Here is a 19802-nt window from a genome sequence, read left to right as displayed (position 1 = left end):
ATCCCTGCAATTGAAATCTCCAAACTGACAGCTTTTTAGAAAAATCTTCATGTCATTGCAACCATTTGGCTAGCTATTGCATCTATTAAGTAGAATGAAACTTTTTTTGAAGGGAAATATGAAAGAACGCTGCCGATGGGGCCTGGCGATTATCCTTGGGATGGGGATATTGACTGCCAATAGAACTTTGGAAATACTGCCCTCGACCTGGGAATATTTGAAAAGAATCGTACCAGCAGTCATAAATTTTTTTCTTTGAGACAAGAATTTCGAATACAGGCAGTTATTTTTAGGCCATGTCAGATTCTCCGCTACTTATCCAAGATCTATATATTTATCCTATTAAATCCCTGGGAGGCATTCGTGTCACTGAAGCCAAGGTGGAGGAAAGGGGATTTGAATTGGATCGTCGATGGATGCTAATTGATGAAAGTGGGAAATTTATCTCTCAGCGAGCTTTTCCACTTATGGCGATGCTACATGTGGAAATCGGGGCTGATTCACTTTCGGTCTATCACATTTCCAAACCAGCAGAGTTAATCCAAATTCCAATCGAGGACGAGGGACATGAGATTTCTGAGGTAAAAGTATGGGATGATAAGATGCCAGCACGTCTGGTCAGTACTGAGATTGATGATTGGTTTAGTGCTATCCTAAATATGAATGTCCGCCTGGTGAAAATGCCTTTGTCAACAGAACGTAAAGTGGATCCAAAGTATGCAGTGAATGGGGAATCACTGAGTTTTGCAGATGGGATGCCCTATTTACTGATTGGTCAAAAATCCCTTTCAGATCTGAATACTAGGTTGGAAGATCCGCTACCTATGAATCGATTTCGCCCAAATATTGTCTTTTCAGGTGGGGAAGCTTTTGTGGAGGATTCTTGGAAAAAAATTCAAATTGGTGAATTAGATTTTCAGGTTGTAAAACCCTGCGCTCGCTGTGTGATGACTACTGTGGATCAGGATACGGGTTTCAAAGGGACCGAGCCTCTGAAAACTCTTGCTACCTATAGGCAGGTGGATAAAAAAATTCTTTTTGGACAAAACATGGTTGCTTTGTCAACAGGCGTTCTAAAAGTTGGTGACGAACTAAAGCCTATATAAAAGTAAAAAGGAGCTCTGAGGCTCCTTTTTCTTATTTAAATTCTTTCACTGTCTGAATAAAGACTTTCACCATTTCTGGATTAATGTCAGGATAAACGCCATGACCGAGATTGGCAATATGTCGCGTGCCTTTGAATTGCTCCATCATCGTGATGGTCGCTTCTCGAACCTGTTCGGCAGTACCATAAAGTGCCGCAGGATCTAGATTCCCTTGCAGTGTTTTCTCAGAGCCGATTAATTTTCTTGACTCAGCTATTCCCATATTCCAGTCCAAACCGATAGTTTCACAGTTCAATTTTGCCATTTCTTCTCGTACGAAGAATGCCCCTTTTGCAAAAACAGTTTTTGGCACTGTTGTGATCGCATCACAGATCTGAGAGATATAAGGCATTGAGAATTCTGCGTATTGTTTTGGTCCTAGAATTCCCGCCCAGCTGTCAAATAGTTGAACCAATTGTGCGCCGGCTACTATCTGCGCTTTTAGATAGTTAATAGTACTATCAGTGATCATCTGAAGCAGGGTGTGAGAAAATGCCGGTTGAGTATAGAGCATCTCTCTGGCAGCGGAGAAAGTTTTGCTGCCATGTCCTTCCACCATATATGCGAAGATAGTCCATGGAGCACCTGCAAAACCGATTAGTGGTACACGGCCATTCAATGCTTTTCTCGTGATGCTAATGGCATCGGTAACGTAGCGTAGTTCTGATCCATCCGCAACGTGAAGTTTTTTTAGATCTGCTTCTGATCTTACTGTATTTGGAAAAAGAGGTCCCCTCTTCTCTATCATCTCATAAGGCAACCCCATCGCTTCAGGAATCACCAAGATGTCTGAAAAAATAATAGCAGCATCCACCCCAAGTAAATCTACTGGCTGGATAGTGACCTCAGCAGCAAGATCTGGAGTCTGTGCTAGTTCAATAAATCCGCTCACACTTTCTCTCACTTTCCTGTACTCAGGTAATATTCTTCCTGCTTGGCGCATTAGCCATACGGGAGTTCGTTCTATGGTTTCGCCTTTAGCGGCTCGAAGTAGGAGGTCATTCTTTAAATGCATGCTGTAAAGATAAGAGCCAAATTATTCTTGGCAGGTAAATGAGCCACATAAAAAAGCTGGATCTATGTGAGACATCGATCCAGCTTGTGGTAATCAGTTGGTTTAGCATACTGTTTTTTATTTCTTGGGTTCTATTCTAACGAAGTCATTTTCTGAAATGTTTAGAAGTTTCATGGTTGCTTCATAATCGGAATAATCTACACGAGCATTTGTCGCAAGATCAGAAGGGATTACTACTGCTCTAAACTCTAAGCCAGTTGTATAATATGGATCTAATGTTGAGAAGTTGATCGGGGAATTGTCTAAAAAGATGCTGAAATCATCAACAGTGTAGTCATAGTTATATACTAGAATTCCTTCTTCTAAATAGAAAGTTTGAGGTGTAAGTCTCCAAGCAAAAGTTCCTGGGAAAGCTGGAGATTCTTCAAGCATATACACCAATAACGCATCTCCATCAACTAACGGCTCTGTGAAATCAAAAACCTCTGCGTAATTATTTTCATTGGTAAAGTTAGCGGTTACCTCAAAAGTGGTTCCCACGATATTAATCCCTGGTTCACCAGGAATTCCTTGAGGTCCCTCAGGTCCTTCGCAAGATTGAAATATGACAAGCCCGAATAGAGCCAATAGTAATGTATTGATATTTCTCATGATAGTTTTTTATGGTTAACTACTTGCTTTCACGAATTGTGCCATTAAATGGTTGGCCAAAAATCCTTAACAACTTTTTACTTGATTGGAGCGATGACTTGAACTTCTTCATCTGAGACGATTTTGTCTATATAAACGCCAGTCAGTTCCAGATTATTTTCCAAGGCATAGGTTTGGAGTTTTTCTTTGACAGTTTTAGGACTAGCCATTACCCATTTATTGCTTTGGATTTTGGCGAGTAGGTAGCTGCTGTTTTCGAAAGAACGGTATTCTAAATCGGCTATTGGATGCATTTGATTGATCCCCACAAAGACAAGCATGGTGTCAAGTTTCCCTGCTGGTTCGACCTCATAGATGGTGTGCAGCTGGCTGCCTGGATGCAGCCCTTTTTTAGCTTCCATCTTTTTGAATACTTCGCCTAATGCCTCATTGCCTGGTGTGCCACGATACGTGATTCCAGCCAGACTCTCAGGAGAGTTTTCTATTAGCGTAATCTCAATAGGGGTGTTTCCGCCTAATTTTTCAAAACCCCAATACCCTACTATTGCAAGAATCGCCAGCACTGGGACGATCAATACTATCTTCTTTTTCATCAATCCATCAAAACAAGTAACGCACACCAACACCACCTTGGCCTTTGATATGCCCGATGCGGTCAATTAATTCAAGGAAAAAACCAGCTTCTCCAAATATGGAAATGGGGACATTGTCAAAATAGTATTCTGCACCGATAAATGCTTCTGGCCCAAAATCCACATTAGTACGGCTGTCATTCTTTATCAAAGAAGAGGCTTGCCCATCTGCGTAGGAATAGGTGACTTTGGTAGTTCTAAGTTGAATGCCTGCCCCTCCATAAGCAAGAAGATAACCTTCTGTGATGCCAAAAATATCTGTAATATCCTCATGGTAGGCGGAGCGTACATTGAAGGAAACTCCTTTATTGGCAGAGTGGGAAATATAGAAGGCATTGGACTCAGGAAGATTGCTTTCAAATTCTTTTTGATAATAGCTTGCACTGTTTACTCCAGCAATTCCTATCATTCCTTCGATGGAAATATATTCGGTGAGGAAGTCTTTATAAGTAAAAGAAAGAGGCTCTCCAAGGCGAATACCTACTCCTCTTTCCTGCGCAAAACTGATAAGTGGTAGTAATACCAATAAAGTAACTAATCTGTATTTCATGTATTTATATTTTTTAAAATGTTATCCCGATGGCTTGCAAGAAATCCCTCATTGGATTATCATTTCGGAGTCAGCCACTCCTGCTGTGCTGTATTTTACGTGATATAGGGGTTTTGTAATAGTTGTCAAAAACCAGGCTAGATCGCCATAGTCTTGAGTTGCATTTGGTGCAATTGTGTATATGCTCCACCTAATTCTAGTAATGAATCATGGGTACCTGTCTCAACGATTTCTCCTTTGTGAAGGACAATGATTTTATCCGCTTTTTGGATGGTGGAAAGTCTGTGAGCTATCACGATAGAAGTTCTGCCAGTCATCATAGTCTCTATGGATTCTTGGATTAATTCCTCTGTTTCGGTATCTACGGAGGATGTGGCTTCATCGAGAATAATGATTTCAGGATTGTAGACCATCGCCCTAACGAAGGAAATCAACTGTCGCTGACCTACTGAAAGTGTAGCCCCACGCTCCATCACATTGTAATCAAGTCCACCTGGAAGTCTTTCTATAAATCTTTTTGCACCAGCTAGCTCAGCAGCATACATCACCTGTTCGCGTGTAATGTCTGGATTGCCTAAGGTGATATTGTAGAAAATTGTATTGGAAAAAAGGAAGACATCCTGAAGTACAACCCCAATATGCTTGCGCAAGGTGTTTAATTCAAATTCCCGTATGTCATGTCCGTCGATGGTGATATGGCCTTTATTGATCTCATAGAATCTAGAAATCAAATTGATAATCGAAGATTTGCCAGCCCCAGTGGCTCCTACGAGGGCGACAGTTTGGCCTGATTCTACCTCGAAGCTGATGTTTTTCAACACGTAATCTTCATCCACATAGGCGAACCATACCTTTTCTACCTTGATGTTTCCACTTACTTTTTCTGGCTTATAATCTCCTTCGTTTGCGATATGCTCTTTGCTTTCAAGCAATTTGAAAATACGGGAAGAACTTACGACACCCATCTGCAGCGTATTGAATCGATCCGCAATCATTCGAATAGGTCGGAAGAAAAGCTGTAGGTACATAATGAAGGAAATCAAAACACCAATCTCGATGTCCATGCCCAGCACCCCAACTGCTCCGTACCATACTACCAAACCAATTCCTATGGCTTGGATGATTTCTGCAACTGGGAAATAAATAGAGTAATAAAGCACAGAACGGATGTGAGCTCTTCGGTGCTCCTTGTTTATGGTTTTGAATTTTTCGAATTCACGTTCTTCCCGATTGAAAATCTGTACGATGTTCATCCCCGTGATATGCTCTTGAAGAAAAGAATTCAGGTTAGAAACAGCATTTCTTACATCATTGAAGGTGACCTTGATTTTCTCCTTGAATACATAAGTAGAAATAATCATCAGAGGCAAAGTGGATAAACTTACCAGGGTGAGCTTCCAATCAATGTAAAACATGACTCCTAGGATCGTGACCAGTTGTAAGAGATCCCCGATGATAGCGGCCAATCCTTCAGAGAATACGTCCGCTAGTGTTTCTATATCCGAAATATTTCGGGTAACTAATCTACCGATTGGGGTCGTGTCAAAGAATTTTAACCGGAGTTTGAGCAAGTGCTTAAATAGCCTCACCCGTATGTCACGAATGATTACCTGACCGATCCAACCCGAATAATAGGTGTGTGCCCATTGAACCAATGCCTGAAGAATCATCAGTCCTATGAGGAGATATATGATTTTTAGTAGGCCAGGCGCATCACCCACAGCGATATAATCATCTATCGCTACCTGAATGAAATATGGTCGAGTAGGTGCCAAAATGGCAAGTGCGATGGTAAGAAAGACCAAAAAATAGAATTGAGCTTTGTAAGGCTTTACAAAACCGTATAGCTGCTTGAGGACTTTCGAATCGACGATTTCGCCAGATGATGTTTTTTCTTGTTCTAAGCTCAAGGTAACTAGTCTATATATATGTCTTCTGAATATTCAATTCGGCTGAAAAACAAGCCAGATGCAGGAGCTGATTTCCCTGCATTTTCTCGATTTCGGGATGCGATGATCTGATGCATTTCCTCTGGTTCCATTTTACCTAGTCCAATAGAAACAAGCGTTCCCACGATTGCCCTTACCATTCCACGCAAAAAGCGGTTGGCAGTTATATGAAATTGCAATTCACCGTCTTTTTGTTCCCAATGTGCCGATTTTATTTCACAGCGAAAATGTTTGACGGCCGTATGTATTTTGCTGAAGCACTCAAAGTCATTGTATTCCAGGAGGATTTTGGCTGCGGCATTCATTCTATTTATATCGGGATTGAAATAATGACGCCAGACGTAATCTTCTATAAAGGGACTTTTTTGCAAGATCATTCTGTACACGTAGGACCTGCTTTTGGCACTGAACCTAGCATGTGCATCGGGCTTGACAGCTCGAATCGAATTAATAGAAATGTCTTTCGGCAAGATTCCGTTGATCGCCCGTATAAACTTTTCTCTATCTATTTCCTGATCCGTATCAAAGTGGCAGACCTGCATATAAGCATGCACGCCCGTGTCCGTACGGCCAGATCCCATCACCGAGATCGGGGTTCTGAAATAGGTAGAAAGTCCAGCTTCTAGGGCTTCCTGAACAGTAAATGCATTTTCTTGGATTTGCCAGCCATGATACTGTGTTCCTTTATAGCTTAAATCCAAAAAATATCTTTTGCTCTCAGTCATACGGCTGCAAAGATACTATTCCCAATCAAATCACGGCGAGAAACCTGCATTCCTTGCTAATGAAGTCATAAGACCTTTTCTTTGCCAAAAAATCAGAAACAAATGATCCAGCGCGTACAATCAATTTTCCTTTTCCTAGTGGCGGTTGCCATGGGATTGACTTTGGGCCTAGACCTTTGGGTACAAGAAGTAGCAGATTCCGGAGAAGTATGGAAACTCAATGCTTTATTTATGAACCAACTAGATGCATCAGGCGAAATTCTTCAATCTTCTTCTAACTGGTATATTGCAGCTTTGGCTTCATTCGCAGGTCTTTTGGCTATTATTTCGATCTTTCAATATCGTAACCTTGGTAGACAAATGATGCTCAATATGGTCAATTCACTTTTGATGGTGGGTTTGGTAGCTATTGTTTTCCTTACCACAAACGGAGTAAATGAAGAAGTTGCCGCTGCTGATAATGGAACTTATGGCATAGGTTTTTGGGCGATTTTGGCTGCAATGGTATGTAACATGCTAGCTAATCGCTTTATCAGAAAAGATGTGGCCTTGCTGAAATCTGTGGATAGAATCAGATAGGATAGATCTTAGATATAAGTATCAAGTCGTTAGTATTCCTAACAATTCAAAAGAGCCAGCAAATCGCTGGCTCTTTTGAATTGTTTACCTGCTTCTTCATACAACGACATTGCGAGGAACGAAGCAATCTCATTGGGGTTGTTTTCTACCAAAACCTTATCCCTACTGTAGGGTAGAAAGTTTTGAAATTCTCGGTAGCGATTACCCCGACTTGGATAGAAATATTCTTATTTACTTTACGCTTATAGAAAGCTTGAACTGTAGTTCCTGTGAATAGTTGACTTTTGCTTTCATTTACTAATATTCCCACACCAAACATGTTGGCAGTGTTGGATTTTGGGTCACTTCGATCCCATCTATATTCAAGGTTTGCAAACCAATTACTATTGACTTTGATGTTTCCCTCGATTCTTTCAGGGAAATAAACTTTGTTGGTGAAAGATGCTCCGATATCGAATTTTCGGAAATTGAACATCATTCTTCCTCCTACTATTGGTGTGAATTCCCCGCCAGTAAAATCCATTCCGATCACTGCATTCAGTTCCAATTGATCAATGTAGGGGAGATATTTTCTTTCTAAATCTAAAATGACCGCATCAGTTTTAGTTTGAGGATAGTCCTCACTGAGGCGATAAACTAAGGTTTTGAACTCAGGGAAATCAGTGGTTTCCTTTAGTACCCCGGTAAATTTTTGTTCTAAATCGCTGAGCTCATACTCAGTGTTATTAAAAAGAAGGAGTAGCCTGCTGTCATTAGGGAAGTCAAAAGCCAGAGTGTCAGTGACAGGAAAGTCTTCGTTCAATTTATCCAAGTTGTTGCCAAAGGGTTTGTTTTCTATTTCCTGTGCTCTCGCTTGAATTGAACATAGCAATGCCAGGCAAGAAACTAGTAGGTATCTTTTCATGATAGTGTTATTTAAAAGTTTTTGGTAGTTACTGTTTTTTAAATCTGATTTTGATCGAGTTAGGGGTTTGATCTGCTCGGCCGATTTGTTGATTGGAAATATCTTCCGGTACTGCCGCTCCGAAGGTGGTTCTGAGTTTGCTTTTGTCTTGAAATCCCCATGAGATTTGAACCTTGTGAAGCGTTTGTGGTACTTCTACTTCAGCTGTCTTAGGGATTATCACCTCCGAAATTAAGGTGTTTTCAATGCTCAAGTCTGGTAAATCTAGTGTAGGGATCTCAATAGGAGTCGGTATGTTTTTAACGACTTCTTTCCGTAAAGGAGCAGTCGGTTGTTCCACTTTGATTTCTATTGCATTTGACTCTTCCGATTCCTTTTGAATCGGCGGTATTGTTTCCGTGGCGATTGGTTCTGTAGAGACTGGGCTTCGCTCAGTGATCAATTGAGCTTCTGTGTCTTTGTCTCCAAACTGTAAGTAGGCGATGCCTGAAATTGCTAGAATCAAAGCAATCGAAGCTGCGGCCATTCCATATTTCCAAAGCGGGACAACTGGTGTTTTTTTGTCCAATTCACTTTCAATGGAATTCCAGAGATCAGCTTTTGGCATTCTCTCAGGTAGATTTCTAGCATGAGATGCTACCTGCGAATCGAAATCTCTCCGCTGCTGAATCTTACTCCACAAATCTGGTTTTGGGCTATATTCGTTCATGCCTGAAGTAGTTTAGTGATCCGCTTTTTCAAGAGCGTTTTCGCATAATTCAACTGAGACTTAGAAGTGTTTTCTGAGATTCCCAGCATATTCGACGCTTCCCGATGAGAATATCCTTCCACGGATAAAAGCAGAAATACTGCTCTAGCCCCTGTAGGCAAACTTTTGATAGCTTGATCTAGCAGCTCTGCATCAAACCAAGAATCAAATGCCTCACTGGATTCTATTTCCACATCTTCGATCGGATCGAAATAGATTTTCTTTTTCTGATGCGAAATCGCCTTACGAACTGTAATCGTTTTCATCCAGCCAATCAGCGCTTCGGGATGTTTTAGTGTGTGGATCTTTTGGAAAATCTCCACATAGGAATCTTGCAACACATCATTTGCCTCATCCTCCTCATTGACTATCCGATAGCAAGTAGAGTAAAGCATTCCTTTCGTCAATTCAAAAAGCTGAAACTGCGCAGACCTGTCGCCCTTGAGGACCTTTGATATTAGGTTGGTGTCTAGCTTTTGGTTGTTCATAAATTGTGCGTCTATCTAAAAGAGTCGATCCTAATGCAAAAGGTTGGAATGGTCATGTTTTTTTTTCAGACAATGGGGCATTTTACAAAATCTTTTCTCACTCACAGAAATATTGGTAATTTCAAGCTTAGGCTTTAGTAAGTATTAACAGTCTATTTATGAAATCGAATCTGCCTTAGGTAGATAAGCATGGCACGGCAGATACCAGTTTGGATCGTCAAGCATGCTAGATTCTCAAAATTTGACCTTGGTATATATCGGGATGGGACTGACTAAGAGGCTAATAAAAAATCTAATTACAATCATATGAAACTCGAAACTCTCGCCATACACGGAGGAAATATAGTCTCTGATACCGAAAAACCAGTGGTTCAGCCCATCACGCTGAGCACTACTTTTGTGCATCAACCAGAGTCCATGATCTATGCTCGAGCCAATAATCCAAATCGCCATACCTTGGAGAAATTGCTGGCGGCTTTGGAAAAAGGCGCAGACGCTGCAGCATTCTCTTCTGGAAATGCAGCAGGTGTTTCCGTATTTCAATCCTTAGAACCAGGTTCGCATATTATCGCTCCAGATGATATGTATCATGGTCTGAAAAATGCGATTCTTTCTATATTCAAAGGAGTGTTAGAATGCACTTTTGTAGACATGACTGATCTGGACAAAGTCGAACAAGCTTTCCAGCCCAATACCAAATTGGTGTGGGTAGAGACACCTTCCAATCCCTTATTGAAGGTTACAGATATTACTGCAGTAGCGAATCTAGCAAAAGTAATGGGCGCAATATTGGCTTGTGATAATACCTTTGCTACACCCGTTTTCCAAAATCCTATCAGCCTTGGTGCCGATATCGTGATGCATTCAAGTACCAAGTATTTTGGTGGACACTCGGATATTTTGGGAGGGGCATTGATTACAAAAGAGCTAGATGAGTTCTGGGAGAAAGTGAAAAATGTACAGATAAGCGGAGGAGCCGTGCCATCACCGATGGATTGCTATTACCTATGCAGAAGCATCAAAACGTTACCCTATAGAATGAAAGGTCATGCAGAGCATGCCATGGTGCTAGCTAATTTTCTTTCCACTCACGATGCCGTTGAAAAAGTCTATTATCCAGGCTTGAAATCTCATCCAGGGCACATGATCGCGGCCAATCAAATGTCTTCGTTTGGAGGAGTAGTTTCTTTTCAAGTGAATGGTGGAGCTGATGTTGCGGATCGAGTGATCTCCAAACTCAAATACTATATCAACGCTACCAGCCTTGGTGGAGTGGAAAGCTTAATCGAGCGCAGAGCAGCATCTGAAGGACCAGATACCTTGACACCCCAAAACTTAATTAGAGTTTCGGTGGGCTTAGAGCACTTGTATGATTTGCTAGATGATATGGAGAATGCTCTCAAATAAACTATTTCAGATCCCAATCATCTATTGCTTTTCTATGAACTGAGCCAGGAACAGCTCCGATAAATTCAATATTCACCCCATCTAGATCTTTGGTAGTTCCGATATGAATTCCTGTCAAGCTGCTGACTCTTGGCCCATTTACGTCTAGGCCCATTTCACGAAGATGGTCAAGTAAAGATTCGGTCCCACTTGTCTCCAAGCCAAAATGCTCAAGTCCTGCTGGCCGAGAAGCTGACGCTGGCACAAGTTCTATAAAGGTGCTTTTACTTACTTGGAAATAGGACCAAGCGGGGTTTCCGTCCTGGTCTTTGAATTCAATCGCCAAAGGAAATCCCAATGTATCTCTATAGTAACTAGCTGATTTCTCAAAATCCTCAGTCACGATAGCGATATGATTGATGCCTAAGATTTCTCCTTTTTCTTCAGTTTGTAGTTTTGTTCCCACAGCGATTCCAGCTGTCAAACCAATTGCTAAAAAAAGAACTGCGCTGAGTATTTTGGGAAGAGTTAATTTCATGATTTATGGATTTAGCTTGAATAGTAGAGGAATATAAAAAATAGAAGCCAAAATCTCTCAGTCTTTTTGCTAGGAAACTAGACTTGCCTCAAAATGAAAAATGGCGGAAAAGAAATTAATCCATCCCGTCAACTTTCTATTATTCAAATTTTACTGATACCAGCTACGAAGCCGAACTTCCACCTCAGGTGCGGCTTCATTTACCAAAGTTTTAAATTTTTCGAAATCGCTAAAACCATTCGATCCTCTATAATGGTAAGGATAAACGATCGCAGGCTTGAATTCCGAAACAGCACTTGCTGCCTGATCCACATCCATAGTGTAAGGCAAATTCATGCAGACAAATGCCACGTCTATATTCTTAAGCGCTCGCATTTCGGGAATGTCCTCCGTGTCTCCAGAGATGTAAAATTGCTTTCCACCGAGGTGGACAATGTATCCATTTCCACGGCCCTTGCTGTGTCGAGCATCAGCACTTTCAGGGAGATTATACATAGGGATTGCCTCGATTTTCACCTGATTGATTGTTTTAGAATGATCATTTCCAAGGATTTCTATCGCTTTTCCAGTGCCGGCGGGTAATTTATCAGCAACAGCCTGAGGAACTACTAATGTGGCTTCGGATAAGTCCAAACCATCCAAAGTTTCCTGATTGAGATGGTCTCCATGGATATCCGTGATTAAAACTAGTGTTGGCTTTTTGTGTCCTTCGAAAAGTGCTGCTCCGCCATAGGGATCCACATAGATGACCTGATCGTTTCGCTCCAGAACCAAGGTTCCGTGTGTGATAGGAGAGATGGTGATATCTCCTTTTTTTGCAGTAATGATATCTTGGGAAAATGCTCCAAATGAGATGAATAAGAGCAGTAGGGTGAAATATTTCATCGAATGATTTGTTTGTTGAATTCAGTTGTGGAATATACTGAATAACAGGCTTAAAGGGAAATTTGGTTAGACTATCCAAAATACCTTTGATGATCATTAGCCAAAAGATAAATGGTCTGAATTTATATAGAGCCGTACCTAACGGCACGGCTGGTATCCTATTTATTAATGATTCTACCTAAAGTTGGTCCCTAGCGGGACTAGGTTTGGGGTAGTGTAAAATAAAGGTTTTGAAATTGATCTTATGTTGTCTCAATCATATTCCTTGTATGGTAATTTTTATTGCTTTACCTCTCGAGGAGGTATATTATAGGTGGTGAATGTGTGCGAATCAGATTCAAGAATTTTCCATTGAGCAATTTCTAAAATTATTCATACTTAGAGTTGCCCCGTTAGGGGCTAACTATTGGTAGAATAATTGTTTAAGAAATGATTCTTGGCTGTGCCGTTAGGTACAGCGCTAGTCTATCGCTTTGAAAATGTAGCGTTGATCGTATTCAATTTCATGGATTTTCAATAGTTCTTCATATTCATCCAAAAAGCACTGCCTTTTATGGTGTTCTTCTTGATTTTGGATATATCGAATTAACCTTGGGACTTGGTTTTTACTATATGAAAATGCTCCATATCCAGCTTGCCAAGCAAATTTTCTCTTCACAAACCCTCGAGTATTAATCCATTTGGATGAATCTTCTTTCAATTCTTTCATTAAGTCAGAAAGAGCCTGTGTAGGTCGAAATCCCATCAATAAATGCACATGATCTGGCATGCCGTTTATCTGCAAGACTTTGTGATCATATTTTGAAACTATAGAAGAAATGTATTTATACAATTCGTTCTTCCATGTCGGATGGATCAATGAGATTCTATTTTGAACAGCAAAGACTGCTTGAATATGAATCTGTGTGTAGGTATTTGCCATGCTTGAAAAATTTAGTGCCGTACCTGACGGCACGGCTGGTGCCCTGTTTATTAATAATTCTACCCCTAGTAGGTCCCTAGCGGGACTAAGTTTCGGGTGGTGTAAAATGAAGGTTTTTAAATTGATCTTATGTTTTCTCGATCATACCCCTTTTATGTTAGTTATAGATTGCTTTACCTCTCGAGGAGGTATATTATAGGTGGTGAATGTGTGCGAATCAGATTCAAGAATTTTCCTATGAGCAATTTCTAAAATTATTCATACTTAGAGTTGCCCCGTTGGGGGCTAACTATAGATAGAAAAATTGTTTAAGAAATGATTCTTGGCTGTGCCGTCAGGTACAGCGCTATTTGCCACATTATCTAATCCTCAATTTCCAATTCAATCATTTTAAACTCTCACCCCGCCCAGCCATCTCTGTCTAAACTCCTGTACTGAATGGCTTCCGCCAAATGTTCGACCTTGATATCTTCAGACCCAGAGATGTCAGCTATCGTTCGCGCTACTTTCAGAATTCGATCATAGGCTCTGGCAGATAAACCCAATCGCTCCATGGCGGTTTTCAGCAGCATCTTGCCAGCTTCATTGATTTGACAGATTTGCTTGACCATGTGGGAGGGCATCATGGCATTACAGAATACCTCAGGATTGTCCTTGAATCGTTCCTTTTGACGCTCTCTGCCATGGATCACGCGCTCACGGATTTCCTTGCTGGATTCTGTTTTGCGGGTGGAGGTCATCTCGTCAAACTTCACCGGCGTTACTTCCACATGCAAATCAATACGATCCAAAAGAGGTCCGGAAACTTTGTTCAAATAGCGCTGCACGATTCCTGGTCCACAGACGCATTCCTTCTCTGGGTGATTGTAGTAGCCACAAGGACATGGGTTCATACTGGCGATCAGCATAAAGTTGGCTGGAAAATCCACCGAAACTTTCGCTCTGGAAATGGTCACTCTACGCTCCTCCAGCGGTTGACGCATTACTTCCAATACCGTGCGCTTGAACTCCGGTAATTCATCCAAAAAAAGTACGCCATTATGTGCTAGCGAAATTTCTCCAGGCTGAGGATTACCTCCTCCACCTACTAAGGCTACATCGCTTATCGTATGATGTGGGGATCGAAAAGGCCGATTGGCTAGCAGAGAGCCGTTTTTCCCGAGCTTACCAGCGACGGAATGAATCTTAGTAGTTTCCAATGCTTCCACCAGACTGAGAGGAGGCAATATCGAAGGAAGTCGCTTGGCTAGCATAGTTTTACCTGCTCCTGGAGGGCCAATCATGATCACATTATGTCCACCCGCAGCAGCGATTTCCATTGCACGCTTGATGTTTTCTTGCCCTTGTACATCTGCAAAATCAAATTCTATATCATCAAGGGAATGGTAGAAAATCTCTCGAGTATCCGTCACTAGCGGCACAATGTCCAATTCGCCCATTAAAAAATCTGTGGCTTGTTGGATAGTTTCTACCGGGATGATGTCCAAGTTGTTGACAATTGAGGCTTCTTTGGCATTTTCTATAGGAAGGATAAAACCCTTGAATCCTTTTCTTCTGGCTTCAATTGCTATTGGCAAAACACCTTTGATCGGTCTGAGATTGCCATCTAGCGAAAGTTCTCCCATGATCACATAATCGCCCAAAGCAGGAAATTCTACTTGCTCAGAAGCCTGTAAGATTCCCATAGCAATAGGTAAATCATAGGCTGAACCTTCCTTACGGATATCTGCAGGAGCTAGATTGATTACCACTTTTTGCCGAGGCATTCTATAGCCAAAGTATTTCAGAGCACTTTCCACGCGCTGCTGAGATTCTTTGACAGCAGAATCTGGAAGTCCCACCATATAGAAACTGGTGCCTTGTCCCACATTCACTTCTATCGTGATGATGTTCGCATCTACGCCCGATACCGCGCTTCCAAAAGTTTTAGCTACCATAACATAAAAAAAAGGAGACCTAATTAGTCTCCTCAATATACTAGTTTGATGAATTTAAAGCCTTACTTATCCGTAATATTTTGTCTTGGAGGAAGGTTGCTTTGATCCAAATCAGTGGCTTGTGAAGGTTTTGAAGTCGGAGTCGCAGGATTTCTTGGATGCTCAAAATCGTAGATTTTAGCTTTCAAAGAATTGGCATCTATTTCCATTTTCTTGATCGTGGAAGCTAGGCTATTGTAAGCAGCGTAGCTAGATCCCCAAGCGGCCAAGAAAATAATTAAGCCAATCAAGGTGATTGTCACCATGGAATCTGATGTGATTTCGTCCATTCCAAAGAGTCCTCCTAGAGTATCAAAGGCAATGAAGAAAATTAGAAAAGCACCAAAATAGACCAAAAGGGCTATTTGGAGGATTTGGTGAAGTTTTTTCATGTGTTTATAATTTATTTTTTAGCGGTCATTACCTGTCCTGATATTTCGGGATGGAATCCCAGAGCTGAGTGAATGATCCTAGTTTTTATCATCTTCCACAGGCTCTATTTCAGGGGTTTTAAAATTTATTTTAACGAATATACTAAACCGACTGAATACTAGAAAGTTTCTGATACAAGCCTTCTATTTGGCTCAAATCGGAATGAGTGCCTCTTTGGACTATTTCTCCTCGCTCGATGACCAAGATCTCATCGGCATGCTGAATCGTGCTCAATCGATGTGCGATCACGAGTGTAGTTCTATTGCTCATTAGCTTAGTCAAAGCCTCTTGTACCAAATGCTCTGATTCGGAATCTAGTGCGGAAGTGGCCTCGTCAAGGATCAAAATAGGAGGGTTTTTCAAAACTGCTCTTGCGATACTTATGCGTTGGCGTTGGCCTCCAGAGAGCTTAGAGCCACGCTCACCTATACTTGTTTGATAACCATCTTCCATTTTCTCGATAAACTCATGAGCATTGGCAATTTTTGCTGCTTCCAAGACTTGGGCCTCTGTGGCACCTTCTACTCCGAATGCGATATTGTTGAAAACGGTGTCGTTGAAGAGTATGGATTCTTGTGTTACAATTCCCATTAGGCTACGCAAATCTTTCAGACTGAAATCTTTCAAATTATTCCCGTCAAGCAAAATTTCTCCTGCAGTTGGATCATAAAAGCGTGGCACAAGATCAGCCAAAGTGGACTTTCCACCACCAGAAGGTCCTACCAAAGCAATGGTTTTTCCTCGCGATAATGTAAAGTTGATATCCTTCAAAACCAGTTGATCTTCGTAAGCAAAGCTTACATTTTTGACTTCAACTGATTTATCGAAGTTTTTTAAAACTGATGGCGCAGCTGGAGAAGTAATCTGTGATGGGGTATCCACCACGGTAAAAACTCGCTCCGCAGAGGCAATTCCGCGCTGTATGCTACTGACCGCACGGGAGATTTCTTTGGCGGGATTTAGCACTTGGGTGAAAATAATGATATAAGTAATGAAGTCCGAAGCGCCCAAATCTGAGCTGCCGCTGAGGACCATACTTCCTCCATAAACTAAAATTCCAGCCACTACGAATACACCCAAAAACTGGGAAATAGGAGAGGCGAGTTCATTCTTGCGCGCCATGTTTACATTGACATCGGCGTAGAAATCCGTTTCTCTATCAAACTTATTTTTCATAAAACCTTCTGCATTGAAGGCTTTGATTACACGCATACCGCCTAAAGTCTCATCTAGAATATTCACAATTCTTCCCAAAGACTGCTGACTTTGTACAGCTTTTTTCTTCAGTCTTCTAGTGATTCCACCTATGATCGCTCCGGTGATTGGGATGATCAAAATGGTGAATAGCGTCAGCTTGGCGGACATGAAGAAGAGTACTGAGAAATATAGAATAATAGTAACCGGTTCGCGAAATACGACTCGAAGCGATTGTACGATGGTGTTTTCTACTTCCTGTACATCATTGGTCATCTTTGACATCAAGTCACCTTTTCGCTCATTGGAAAAGTAACCTATATGTAGCTTGCTGACCTGTCCGAAAATATCCATTCGCATTCGCTTGATGACTACTGCTCTCACCTTGGCAAGTACTACGCCTGACAAATAAGTGAAGAGATTGGAGAGAAAAACGGATACAACGATGATAATACAGACATAAAAGAGCGTACCCATTTTCCCATATTCTTCAGCTACTTGAAGGAAGTTGTAATTGAAGAGGTGGGAGAAATATTCCACTGAAAAGCTGAATTCAGGCTTTGTTGCGTATTGCGCCAGCGATTCAGGATCTACTTGCTCGAAGATCACATCGAAAAGTGGTTTCAGCAGCGTGAAATTCAGCAAGCCAAAAACGATGGAGAGAAAAGCGTAAATGATATAAATAGGCACGAATTTCCCATATGGCTTGGCATAGGAAAGAATTCGTAGGTAAGTCTTCATAAACTAATATTCGTGGAATAATCTCGCAAGTTACGCAAAAATGACAGTGGAGGTTTCTAGTTAATAGTTGTAATCTGGTCTGATAAAGTTCCAGCGGAAGGCCAGTTGCAGGTATTGATTGGTCTCTGGGCTATCTAGATCTTGAGCGGTACGTCTTCTGAAAGAATGTGATGCGTCAATGAAGAAATTGTGACGCAGCATATAACTCGCATTTAAATTGGTCTGGATCACCTTGTTTTCTATTCCCTGGCCGATCACATTATCAAACAATCCTGTAGGGCTTCCCTGTAGCCTGTTTTTCAAAACATCCCCTCCCCAGTTGGTCTCCTCATCCGGATCTGCTCCATAGAGTTGATACATGCCAGTGAGTGTAAGACTTAACTTCGGAAGAGGCTGGTACCGGATTATACTAATGAATTCCCTGAAATTCGCACCCCGAGGATGAGTTAAAGGAGTTCTCCAGTTGGAGTAGGATTGATAATCAAATTTTTCCTGAAATGTATAAGGTCTTGCTTGATTCCATTCAAATTGAAAGTCCAGGTTAGAAAGGCCAAATACATCCATATACTTATAACCCATTTGGACACCGTATTTATTCCTCTTGGAGTTTTTCCCATCCACACCAAAGAACTCGTTGAAGACGAATTCATCAAGCGCAAACTGACCGTACAATTCCATGCCTGGAGTGAAAATCCACTTGCCATCTAGTCCCAGCATAACCTTGTCTGGAGTTCCTTGCTGCTGCTCCACCCAGCGCATAAAGATGATAGGGTTGAAATAGTTGAAGTTTACCTCATCTGTCATCACCGATGAAAACCATCCAATATTCAAGTTCTTGCCAATATTCATTCCCAGCCTGCTAAAGGCGAAAAATTTCTGGGGGTACTTTCCGTCTGTTGGTCTTCCTCTATCATAAAAGACGTCTGCCGTCATTTGGCTCCAGATATTGGTCAGCTGAAACTTCCATACCTGTGTGTTGAGTTTGACAAACATGTAGGGATTGGAAAAGTCGGATAATATAAAAGACCTGTAGCCTTCTCCTATAAAGTTGCGGTCGTGCCCGACTTCCACTTGAATGTGTTTGCTGACATTAAAACTTACATGCCCCAATGCTGAGAAGTAGCTGTAACCATCTCCCTTATATTCTTTCCAGAATCCTTCGCCAGGCACAGCGCCATTATATGCTGCATAGCCTTTGACCCATGATGGAAAAAATGCTTCTGAAGAGGTGAAATAAGTATAAAACCCAACTTTGTCATCTATTGAGCCACGCAAGACTATACCTCTTGAAAGGCGGTTGGGATTTCGGTCATCGTCTGGCTCGACGCCTCCATTTATGTAAAACACTGGGCTCACATGAATATCAAACTCATCGCTATCATAATAGGCAAAATCTCCTGGGCGCTTATACAGGGCTTTTAGAAAAGGCTTTTTGGATAAGGGCGTTTCTCTACTCACAAATTCCCAGTTATCCTGACTCAAGTAAGCAAGGTTGAATTTATCTACACTTGACTTGATGACCGGATCAGCAGCCAGACTATCCAGGTATTTGGCTACAAAGTCTCTTCGGTAAGGCTTCACTCCAGAATGAAAAGCCGAGTTGTTTTTTCCTTGCAGGATCTCGTATCGATCGATTTTGTGGTAGTAATCCCGGTCGTATGGGATGTAGCTTCCTTGCGCAAATGCAAAAAGAGGGAGTAAAAATATGCCTATAAAAATAAGCAGCCGAGAGCTTGGGTTGTGACTGTATGGTTTTAGCATTGGCTAAATCTAAAAAACATTCCTGAAAATGGAATACTATTAAACTGGTTTGAAATCAGGTTATTTCCTTACCATGCTATGAGTAGCAATTAATTTTCAGGGCTAAACTGGGCTGTGCCTATTTTATTTTTGAGCTAATAAAGCTTCTTTTGTGTTCTGGAAACCACTTTTTAAATCCTTTTGATCAATTGACTTAGAAATACTTGACAAAGATTTGGTGGGTTTTCTGAAAAAGAGTAACTTTGTGCCTCATTTGAAAGAGGTACTATATAACTAGCAATAATATGAAAGCTGATATCCATCCAAACTACAGAGACGTCGTTTTCTACGACACTTCTAGCGAGTTTAAATTTCTTACTAAGTCAACTATCGAAACAAGCGAAACAATCACTTGGGAAGATGGCAACGATTATCCATTGTACAAGGTGGAAGTGAGCTCTCAGTCTCACCCATTCTACACAGGTAAGAAAATGATGCTTGATACTGCGGGTCGTGTTGAGAAATTCAACAGAAGATACGCTCAGAAGAAGTAATTCTTCCTTATCTCAGGCTAAAAAGTCTCCCGGAGCATGGATTCCGGG

The 19802-nt window shown here is 41.3% G+C and carries 20 protein-coding genes; 4 read left to right on the top strand and 16 right to left on the bottom strand.

The features are described from left to right. Positions 1 to 296 precede the first annotated feature (296 nt). The gene (locus tag LV85_RS14130) at positions 297 to 1106 is read left to right on the top strand and encodes an MOSC domain-containing protein (RefSeq protein WP_111320526.1); all 810 of its coding nucleotides are present in this window, start codon (positions 297 to 299) and stop codon (positions 1104 to 1106) included. 31 nt (positions 1107 to 1137) lie between these two features. On the opposite strand, the gene hemE is transcribed toward LV85_RS14130, so the two are convergent. The 6 genes from hemE to truA form a co-directional block, all read right to left on the bottom strand. Next, positions 1138 to 2160 (bottom strand): uroporphyrinogen decarboxylase, encoded by a 1023-nt coding sequence (gene hemE, locus LV85_RS14125; protein WP_111320524.1) that lies wholly within the window; start codon positions 2158 to 2160, stop codon positions 1138 to 1140. Positions 2161 to 2277: 117 nt separating this feature from the next. Then, on the bottom strand, positions 2278 to 2811 hold the full coding sequence (locus tag LV85_RS14120) for a hypothetical protein (protein WP_111320522.1): 534 nt from the start codon (positions 2809 to 2811) through the stop codon (positions 2278 to 2280). A 77-nt stretch (positions 2812 to 2888) separates the two neighbouring features. Next, positions 2889 to 3404, bottom strand: a complete 516-nt coding sequence (locus tag LV85_RS14115; protein ID WP_111320520.1) for a hypothetical protein — start codon at positions 3402 to 3404, stop codon at positions 2889 to 2891. A 7-nt stretch (positions 3405 to 3411) separates the two neighbouring features. Beyond that, positions 3412 to 3993 carry a hypothetical protein gene (locus tag LV85_RS14110; protein ID WP_111320518.1) on the bottom strand — a complete coding sequence of 194 codons (582 nt, stop codon included), beginning with the start codon at positions 3991 to 3993 and terminating at the stop codon, positions 3412 to 3414. A 137-nt stretch (positions 3994 to 4130) separates the two neighbouring features. Then, positions 4131 to 5903 carry an ABC transporter ATP-binding protein gene (locus tag LV85_RS14105; protein WP_111320516.1) on the bottom strand — a complete coding sequence of 591 codons (1773 nt, stop codon included), beginning with the start codon at positions 5901 to 5903 and terminating at the stop codon, positions 4131 to 4133. 5 nt (positions 5904 to 5908) lie between these two features. Beyond that, positions 5909 to 6667, bottom strand: a complete 759-nt coding sequence (truA, locus tag LV85_RS14100) for a tRNA pseudouridine(38-40) synthase TruA (protein ID WP_111320514.1) — start codon at positions 6665 to 6667, stop codon at positions 5909 to 5911. A gap of 102 nt (positions 6668 to 6769) precedes the next feature. On the opposite strand from truA, the gene LV85_RS14095 reads away from it, so the two are divergent. After that, the gene (locus tag LV85_RS14095) at positions 6770 to 7246 is read left to right on the top strand and encodes a DUF4293 domain-containing protein (RefSeq protein WP_111320512.1); all 477 of its coding nucleotides are present in this window, start codon (positions 6770 to 6772) and stop codon (positions 7244 to 7246) included. Between the two features lie 145 nt (positions 7247 to 7391). Here LV85_RS14095 and LV85_RS14090 read toward each other — a convergent pair whose 3' ends face one another. Genes LV85_RS14090 through LV85_RS14080 form a run of 3 tightly spaced genes read right to left on the bottom strand, consistent with a single transcriptional unit; the run spans position 7392 to position 9386 of the window. Then, on the bottom strand, positions 7392 to 8150 hold the full coding sequence (locus LV85_RS14090; protein ID WP_111320510.1) for a hypothetical protein: 759 nt from the start codon (positions 8148 to 8150) through the stop codon (positions 7392 to 7394). Positions 8151 to 8178: 28 nt separating this feature from the next. After that, the gene (locus LV85_RS14085; RefSeq protein ID WP_111320508.1) at positions 8179 to 8859 is read right to left on the bottom strand and encodes a hypothetical protein; all 681 of its coding nucleotides are present in this window, start codon (positions 8857 to 8859) and stop codon (positions 8179 to 8181) included. Then, positions 8856 to 9386 carry an RNA polymerase sigma factor gene (locus tag LV85_RS14080; RefSeq protein WP_111320506.1) on the bottom strand — a complete coding sequence of 177 codons (531 nt, stop codon included), beginning with the start codon at positions 9384 to 9386 and terminating at the stop codon, positions 8856 to 8858. The genes LV85_RS14085 and LV85_RS14080 overlap by 4 nt, the downstream gene beginning before the upstream one ends. Positions 9387 to 9692: 306 nt before the next feature. Here LV85_RS14080 and LV85_RS14075 point away from each other — a divergent pair, with 306 nt between their 5' ends. Further along, the gene (locus LV85_RS14075; RefSeq protein WP_111320504.1) at positions 9693 to 10793 is read left to right on the top strand and encodes a trans-sulfuration enzyme family protein; all 1101 of its coding nucleotides are present in this window, start codon (positions 9693 to 9695) and stop codon (positions 10791 to 10793) included. Between the two features lies 1 nt (position 10794). On the opposite strand, the gene LV85_RS14070 is transcribed toward LV85_RS14075, so the two are convergent. The 7 genes from LV85_RS14070 to LV85_RS14035 form a co-directional block, all read right to left on the bottom strand. Further along, a complete protein-coding gene (locus tag LV85_RS14070) occupies positions 10795 to 11310 on the bottom strand; it encodes a VOC family protein (RefSeq protein ID WP_111320502.1) in 516 nt (171 codons plus the stop codon). A gap of 150 nt (positions 11311 to 11460) precedes the next feature. Beyond that, positions 11461 to 12195, bottom strand: coding sequence for an MBL fold metallo-hydrolase (locus LV85_RS14065; RefSeq protein ID WP_111320500.1), 735 nt, complete (start codon positions 12193 to 12195; stop codon positions 11461 to 11463). 460 nt (positions 12196 to 12655) lie between these two features. Continuing rightward, positions 12656 to 13117 (bottom strand): IS200/IS605 family transposase, encoded by a 462-nt coding sequence (gene tnpA, locus LV85_RS14060; protein WP_111320498.1) that lies wholly within the window; start codon positions 13115 to 13117, stop codon positions 12656 to 12658. 398 nt (positions 13118 to 13515) lie between these two features. Further along, entirely contained in the window at positions 13516 to 15054 is a 1539-nt protein-coding gene (locus LV85_RS14050) for a YifB family Mg chelatase-like AAA ATPase (RefSeq protein WP_111320494.1), read from the bottom strand. A gap of 62 nt (positions 15055 to 15116) precedes the next feature. Next, complete coding sequence (locus LV85_RS14045; protein ID WP_111320492.1) at positions 15117 to 15485, bottom strand: hypothetical protein; 369 nt, start codon at positions 15483 to 15485, stop codon at positions 15117 to 15119. A gap of 142 nt (positions 15486 to 15627) precedes the next feature. Next, entirely contained in the window at positions 15628 to 17460 is a 1833-nt protein-coding gene (locus LV85_RS14040; protein ID WP_111320490.1) for an ABC transporter ATP-binding protein, read from the bottom strand. Positions 17461 to 17520: 60 nt separating this feature from the next. Continuing rightward, the gene (locus tag LV85_RS14035; protein WP_245942312.1) at positions 17521 to 19221 is read right to left on the bottom strand and encodes a hypothetical protein; all 1701 of its coding nucleotides are present in this window, start codon (positions 19219 to 19221) and stop codon (positions 17521 to 17523) included. A gap of 284 nt (positions 19222 to 19505) precedes the next feature. Between LV85_RS14035 and LV85_RS14030 the strand changes: the two genes are divergently transcribed. After that, a complete protein-coding gene (locus LV85_RS14030; RefSeq protein ID WP_111320488.1) occupies positions 19506 to 19754 on the top strand; it encodes a type B 50S ribosomal protein L31 in 249 nt (82 codons plus the stop codon). Positions 19755 to 19802: the final 48 nt, after the last annotated feature.

The sequence above is a fragment of the Algoriphagus chordae genome (assembly GCF_003254055.1).
GTDB classification, from domain to species: Bacteria; Bacteroidota; Bacteroidia; order Cytophagales; family Cyclobacteriaceae; genus Algoriphagus; species Algoriphagus chordae.
Note: the sequence above shows the minus strand (reverse complement) of the source record. Positions and strands in the feature narration are given on the sequence as shown.